We start from the raw sequence: 7,259 nt of genomic DNA, 5'->3' as shown, positions 1-7,259 counted from the left end.
GCCAGAGGTTGTGTCAGATAAAGTCAAAACCAATTCACTTAATTTATAGGGTTTTGACTAAATCCTGATACATCTCTTCTGTTTTGTCTACCCCTTCTCGAAGTAATTTGGATAAAGTCACTATAAAAGAATCAATGACTTGCTGTTTTGTTTGAGTTGAATGTCCAACTTTATTTTCGAGTTGTTGAATAATGGCTTTAAGATCCTTGTTCCTATAAATTTCAGAAAAAAGTTCGGGAGTACTCTTTGGTGCCTTACCTTGCTTCAACATGGTATAGGACGCAAAAAGCAGCGTGGAAGCTGCAAAACAACAAACTTGATCATCAGTTCTGGATTGGAATTTTTCAGTGGTGTCAAAAATTCCAGTTCGAGGGTCTTCTATGGATACATTAGCTTCCCCCGGTAGCTTGAAAGTTACATATTCATGAGCTGGTGGTGGAATTTGACCCATTATCTTGGAAAGAAATCCTAGTCGCCCTTCATCACTTACGAGGCCACCTACAGCAATATCATTAAAGGAGACAGGCAAGTTTTTCTGTTTAAGCGCAAACTCGACACCTTGTTTTATGAATAATGCTTTATCCTTTATACCGCACAATGATTCACAATTTACAAGAGCAAAATATTTTCCTTTTTCCAATTTAAAAACTTGAATTTTTATGGTGTTATCTGCGTGTGCATCGTATAGGATCCAGGCTTTTCTACTCATTAATTTTTCAAGAATATACTCAATTTCATCAGAATATAATCCTAAGCTCTCGAGTACTTTTTTTTGCTCAGAAAAAAATCTCATGGTATTCCTCCAATGACAAGTCAATCGAATAAATGCAGGAGTACGAAGCTTACAGCTAGTACTTGGAACAATATAATAAAACACCTTATAAGTGCAATAAATTGTATACAATGATTTAAAAAATATTAAACTGGAAAGATTCTTAGAAATAAAAATTAGCATGCAGATGGGGTTGGACCTCATAATTCATTGTAGATAGTCTATAGTTTATATTAATATGGAATGAATAACCACTTGACATTGTGAGTTTTACTTGATCAATTCATGGGTTTTCTGGTACTATACTGTTTCTTATAAGTTTTTTGAGTGGCCATGGCAAGATTCAAAACACATGAAGAACGAATGAAGCATAGACAAGCAAAACTGATCCCTGCTTCAATGTGGCATGATAATCAACTGTTTTACGAAGTTCTGGATGAGTCTGTGCTTTCTATTATGAAAGCCAAAACAAGCAAAGACGCAATTTTTCTATTAAATAAATATCTCCCCAAGCTCCATGATCAATGGAAAAAAAAGCAAGCCTGGTTAGGTATTGCGTTAACGCAACTTGAGAATTTCTCAATACTCCTTGAATCAGCAAAAATACTTGGCTTTAGCAAAAATAATCTATTCTCATTATTTGCAATTCTAGGGAATGTCAAATTTTTGAATGAGTATGCAAAAGAAAATGGTAATGATGGCATTATTTTGGAGATGATTAAGGATAATCAATTTTATCCATACAAAAAGGCAGCTGAGCACGGCAACCTGGATGTATTAACATGTTTAGAAACTTGGGCTTCCAGTAAGATATTGAAAATGATCCGTGCCGATGATTTTTATGCCTATAAACACGCAGCACGCAATGGACATATCAATGTAATTAAACACTTGGAAACAAAGGCTCCCAGTTATGTTCTCGAAATGATTCAGGCACAAGACTATTATGGATTCAGATTGGGAGCAAGTAGTGGCCATATCGAACTATTAAAGCACATGCAATCGAAAGCTCCTCAATTATTTGATAAAATGGTAGCAGCCAATAATTTTTTTGCTTACCGCGCTTCTTTAGAAAATGGACATTTCGAAGTCAGTGATTGGTTGCTTTCAAATAGCAGCAGCTGTTTAGCCTATGCTGAAGCTCATAGGCATGAACACGGTACTAGCAGCGTTAATCCATTCATTGAAAATCGACTTGCTGTGCTTCATCGCGAGGCAATCAATTTAACCCCCCCTGCTGTATTTGACATCCAGGATAAAGAACAGGCCAAAATTTGTTTTTATATGGTAAGAAATTTGATTCGTCGCAATGATCGCAATCTGGATGACGAGATTAAATTTTTATTGAATATACCATCGGTAAAAGCTTTAGCGCATACCGCTGTTACTCCCAACCAGCCAAATGAGTTGATACGGCTTGCTTTGACAACAGGGAATCATGATGCTGCTTCAATTTTATTAAATATTCCCGAAGTGAGAATCTTGAGCGAAGAAAACGATTTTTATCGAGATGAAGTAAATGGAAAATTAGATTTAGCACAGCTTAGCAGAGATAGTGAATCGTCAATGACTTCGCTGACAAAAGGAGAACAAATACGCCTAAATGAGGCCATCAAGCGCTATCGGCCTACTCTCGAGAGTGTAGGTACAGCCAAGCTCATGCAAGCTTTACGTGATCGATTAAAAGAAAGGTATATGGCGAATCCTGCATCGATAATTAATGAGGAAGGAAGGACAATTATCCTGCCTATCGATTTTGAAGAATTTAAACAAATTAAACTAAGCAAAAATGATTACGAGCTAGCCCTAAAGTCTTATTTCCAAAATAAGAATCACACGGCATGGCGTTATTTAGCTAAGCCCAATCCATGGATGCATCCTGAAGCGGAATATATTTATATCGATAAACTAACTTCCGCTAAATGGTCAACTTTTGAAGAGTATCAACCCCTTATTGCAATGTTGTGGTTGGCTGCGACTGATAAAGAGGCAGAGCCCACTGACGGGCATACTATTGAATCCCGATTAGACCATTTTGTAGAAGAACTAGCACTCATTGGTCGTTCACATAATTGGGATAAAACGCGTATTAATTCAAAAAACCAACACGAAGAGTATGATGACCTGGAAGGGGATAGGCCATCTTGTTATTCTGGGGTCAAGCGGAGGCTTTTTCAATCGGTCTTAGGGCATCCTTTCATTACTATTTTAACTGAAGACATGGTTTTGGAGGAGATAAGAACTTTTGCACGTCAACACTTTCAGTTATTTATTAGTGAAAGCAAAAAAACGGCTTTAAAAGAGGCGTTTGATGATTACATTGTCAATATAAATGAAATCAGTACAACCAGTAAAGAGCTTTTAATATCCATGAACATCCCTCCAGAAAAGCAAGAGGAATTTGAGGGATATTTATCAAAAAAATATGGGGCCCAATATACTGAAGATTTCGCTTTTATCAGCATAGTGCGTAATAAATTGTCCCTCTCTTCAGATAAAACTGACTTTTTCGGTAATTGCCATGCTCTAATGCTAGACGGAAATGTTGGGTTGTATCAGATGTTAGAAAGCACCAGTGAATTAAAAACCGATAGCAATCATAGTGCGGTAAGAATAAGCCAAATAGGATTTTTTAAACATAAAAAAGAAGAAACGATTGCAGATTTTTACGATGAGGCTCCTTCTCCTCCTTCATCCGAAATTTGAAGTTTTATGCGCCTTGTTTTTCAAAGATATGGTCAACCCAACACTTTTGAGGCGAATATGAACTTGGAAGTTGTAGTTACTGCAACCTGACTGTAGATTATTAGTAACCGTTCACACAATGACATCAACTTAAATAGAATATTCCAAATCACCAAACAAATCATAGTCGTCACTGTCGGTTATCATTGCTTCTGCAAAAGACCCAACGGTAATCCCGGATATTTTAGGCAAATAAACAAGACCATCGATTTCAGGAGCATCGCTTTTACTGCGAGCTATGATTTGATCTTCGGTTATCTCATCAATTAAAACGGTTTGAGTACTGCCAATTTTATTTTTTAGTTTATTACGGCTAATTTCTGCTTGTACTTGCATAAAACGATGATAACGCTCTTCTTTAATATCTTCTGAAACAGGATTATCCAAATCATTTGCTTTGGCTCCCTCAACAGGGGAGTATTTGAAACAACCGACTCTGTCTAGTTGTGCCTCTTTAAGGAAGGCTAGTAATTCGGAAAACTCCTCTTCTGTTTCACCAGGGAAACCTACAATGAATGTGGAGCGTAACGTAATGTCAGGGCAAGTTTCTCTCCATGAAGCAATCCGCAATAAGGTATTTTCACTGCTGGCGGGTCTTTTCATTGCTTTTAATATGCGTGAATTGGCATGTTGCAATGGTATATCGAGGTAAGGCAAAATCAGGCCATCGCGCATTAGAGGGACAATATCATCAACATGGGGATAGGGATAGACATAATGCAGTCTCACCCAAATTCCTAATTCACCTAATTGTTCGCATAGATCGTAAAAACGGGTATTGACTGTTTTTCCTTGCCATTCGACCTGCTGATAACGTGTATCCACACCATAAGCACTGGTATCTTGTGAGATAACCAGCAATTCTTTAACTCCGGCTTGTTTTAATTTTTTAGCTTCAGTAAGAATTTGGGCCATTGGATAGCTTTGCAATTTTCCTCTCATCGTCGGGATAATGCAAAAAGTGCATTTTTGGTTGCATCCTTCTGATATTTTTAAATAAGCATAATGCCGAGGTGTAAGTTTTATTCCCTGTGGGGGAATCAGTTGTGTAAATGGGTCTGCAGGAGGCGGCAAGTGTTGGTGTACCGCATTGACTACTTCTTCGTAGGCATGAGCACCACTGATATGCAGGACATCAGGACAGGCATTTTTAATTACGTCCGCTTTGGCTCCTAAACAACCTGTAACGATTACTCGCCCGTTTTCAGCCATCGCTTCTTTAATCGTATCCAGTGATTCCTGGACAGCGCTGTCAATGAATCCGCACGTATTAATCACGACGACTCCAGCATCCTCATAAGTGGGAACCAATTCATAGCCTTGTGCTTTAAGCTGAGTAATGATTCGCTCTGAATCGACCAGTGCTTTGGGGCATCCTAAACTTACAAATCCTACTTTATGATTCATAAACTTCTATCTGTAAAAAAAATGAGCTAATTATACTGCTTAATCGTTCGAGTGTCGACTGATTTCATACAAAAGTGTCTGTAGTTACTTTAGTTCTCATCAATGCTTTTTATTGTTTGCATGAATTCATCGGCGTTCAATTCACCAACTCTTTTCAAATTATTGAGTTGTACGCCATCAGCATTAAAAAAGATAAAAGTCGGGGGGGCTACTACACGAAAATGCTGCATTAATGCTCTGTCATTTTTATTATTGGCAGTCACATCCACTTTGATAACGATAAAATGGCTCAAAGCTTTTTGTACACGAGGATCTTTGAACGTGGTGTTTTCCATCACTTTGCATGATGCACACCAGTCAGCATAAAAATCAAGCATCACTGGTTTTCCAAACGCTTGTTTTATAGCCTGTTCAACACTTTTAACAGATTGGGCTTTAGCCGATTCAAAAGCGTTGGCTACGGTAGGGGCTGCTTGTAAGTTGGCTAAAGGCTGCAAAGGGTTGGAAGAGCCCATGCTAGCTCCAATGAGAATCAGCAATCCATAGGTTAATAAAATGATACCAATGCCTTGGCAGAGCTTTTCCTGATTTGTACTCGATTTGGTTAAGGCACCTGAGTAAATGCCGGAAAAAATCAGGAGACAAGCCCATAGCCCCATGACCAGACCTGATGGTAAAATGCGTGCCATCAGATAGATGGCAACAGCAAGAAGTAATATGCCAAAGAAAGCTTTAACAGCATTCATCCAGCTTCCTGTTTCTGGTAGCCATTTACCAGCAGAAGTTCCTATCACCAGTAGTGGAGTACCCATGCCGAGGCTTAATGTAAATAGAGTGACACTACCGAGTAACACGCTTCCGGTTTGTGCAATGTAGGTTAATACTCCAATTAATGGTGCTGTAACGCATGGCGACAGAATGAGCGTGGACAAACATCCCATGATGGCTGCCCCAAGATAGTGTCCACCACGTTGTTCACGACTTGAACCTACAATTTTGCTTTGCCATGCGTCTGGCAGTTTGAATTCATAAAAGCCAAACATGGACAAGGCCAGCAAAACGAATATCAGACTGAATAGACTGATAGCCCAAGGTGATTGCATACTGATTTGTAAATTGGCTCCAAGCAAGGCAACGACAGCACCCACAATAGCATAAGTGACAGACATGCTAAGAACGTAGCTTAATGACAGGAAAAACGCTTTTTTCGTTGTTGCCGTTTTCCCATGGCCAACAATAATACCTGAAAGAACAGGAACCATAGGCAGTATGCAAGGCGTGAAGGACAGGAGCAGGCCAAACCCGTAAAATATAAGCAGAATCATTATCCAATTATGATTTGCAAATATATCAGCGATGTCTTGCTCCGGTTTTTCAAGAGGTGTTGCTTCAGGTGCATGGAATGTTTCCAAATCAACTTGAGAAAGAGCCAGTTTATCGTCAATTGCCAGTTTGATTTGTTTTACTTCGGGGGGATAACAAAAACCATCGTCAGCACATCCTTGAAAACCCAAATTGACTATTGTTTCTCCTGGGGTAATGCCCAGGACCCCCACTGGAAGGGTAAGCTGATTGCGGTAAACTTTAAAGGTTCGCCCTTGTTTATTCGTTTTGGTTAAGGGGGTGGGGAAGCGAAGAGTTCCAAGCTGTGCAATGTCATCATTATCGGAATTTAATTGAATACGGTCGCTATATAAAAAATACTTGGGCAAGATATTCCATTGTATGGCAAAGGTATTGGGATCTATTTTTTTTACACTAACCTTAAATACTTCAGAAGCTGGTAAAGGTTCAGAATGAACAGAAAGGGAAGTTAAAAATAATAGGGAAAATAAGAGCCACTTTTTCATTCGATATCTTTTACAGTTACTAATAAACATTATTGTAGACTCTGTAATCCCAAATCCAAAATTTTTTTTGATTTTACCCTTGAAAATTTATTTCTTGTCCCCATATCGCTGTCATCGGTATTGTTTGCCCTAAGGAAAGCAATACTTAAATGATTTAAAGTTTAATTTAATCAGGAGAGAAAAGTATGAAAATTCGTCCTTTACACGATCGCGTTGTTGTTCGTCGTATGGAAGAAGAGCGTACCACTGCTGGTGGTATTGTTATTCCAGATAGTGCTACCGAGAAACCTATGCGTGGTGAGATCATTGCTGTCGGCGCTGGCAAAGTATTGGAAAATGGTGATGTTCGTGCTTTAGCAGTTAAAGTAGGTGATGTGGTATTGTTTGGCAAGTACTCTGGTACTGAAGTTAAAGTTGATGGAAAAGAATTAGTTGTGATGCGCGAAGACGACATCATGGGTGTAATCGAGAAGTAATCTAATTGT

5 protein-coding genes are annotated in these 7,259 nt (G+C 38.8%); 2 read left to right on the top strand and 3 right to left on the bottom strand.

What is annotated here, in order from left to right:
• Nucleotides 1–43 precede the first annotated feature (43 nt).
• Nucleotides 44–793 (bottom strand): hypothetical protein, encoded by a 750-nt coding sequence (locus OQI99_RS08520; RefSeq protein WP_265731711.1) that lies wholly within the window; start codon nucleotides 791–793, stop codon nucleotides 44–46.
• Between the two features lie 312 nt (nucleotides 794–1,105).
• Here OQI99_RS08520 and OQI99_RS08515 point away from each other — a divergent pair, with 312 nt between their 5' ends.
• On the top strand, nucleotides 1,106–3,478 hold the full coding sequence (locus tag OQI99_RS08515) for a hypothetical protein (RefSeq protein WP_265731710.1): 2,373 nt from the start codon (nucleotides 1,106–1,108) through the stop codon (nucleotides 3,476–3,478).
• Nucleotides 3,479–3,607: 129 nt separating this feature from the next.
• Here OQI99_RS08515 and rimO read toward each other — a convergent pair whose 3' ends face one another.
• Both rimO and dsbD read right to left on the bottom strand, forming a co-directional pair.
• On the bottom strand, nucleotides 3,608–4,924 hold the full coding sequence (gene rimO, locus OQI99_RS08510) for a 30S ribosomal protein S12 methylthiotransferase RimO (protein WP_265731709.1): 1,317 nt from the start codon (nucleotides 4,922–4,924) through the stop codon (nucleotides 3,608–3,610).
• Nucleotides 4,925–5,013: 89 nt separating this feature from the next.
• The gene (dsbD, locus tag OQI99_RS08505; protein WP_265731708.1) at nucleotides 5,014–6,774 is read right to left on the bottom strand and encodes a protein-disulfide reductase DsbD; all 1,761 of its coding nucleotides are present in this window, start codon (nucleotides 6,772–6,774) and stop codon (nucleotides 5,014–5,016) included.
• Nucleotides 6,775–6,959: 185 nt separating this feature from the next.
• On the opposite strand from dsbD, the gene groES reads away from it, so the two are divergent.
• Nucleotides 6,960–7,250, top strand: coding sequence for a co-chaperone GroES (gene groES, locus OQI99_RS08500; RefSeq protein WP_010946424.1), 291 nt, complete (start codon nucleotides 6,960–6,962; stop codon nucleotides 7,248–7,250).
• Nucleotides 7,251–7,259 lie beyond the last annotated feature (9 nt).

This window comes from Legionella sp. PATHC039 (assembly GCF_026191275.1).
GTDB lineage: Bacteria > Pseudomonadota > Gammaproteobacteria > Legionellales > Legionellaceae > Legionella > Legionella pneumophila.
The sequence above is the reverse complement of the archived record's forward strand: the minus strand, read 5'-3'. Positions and strand labels throughout refer to the sequence as shown.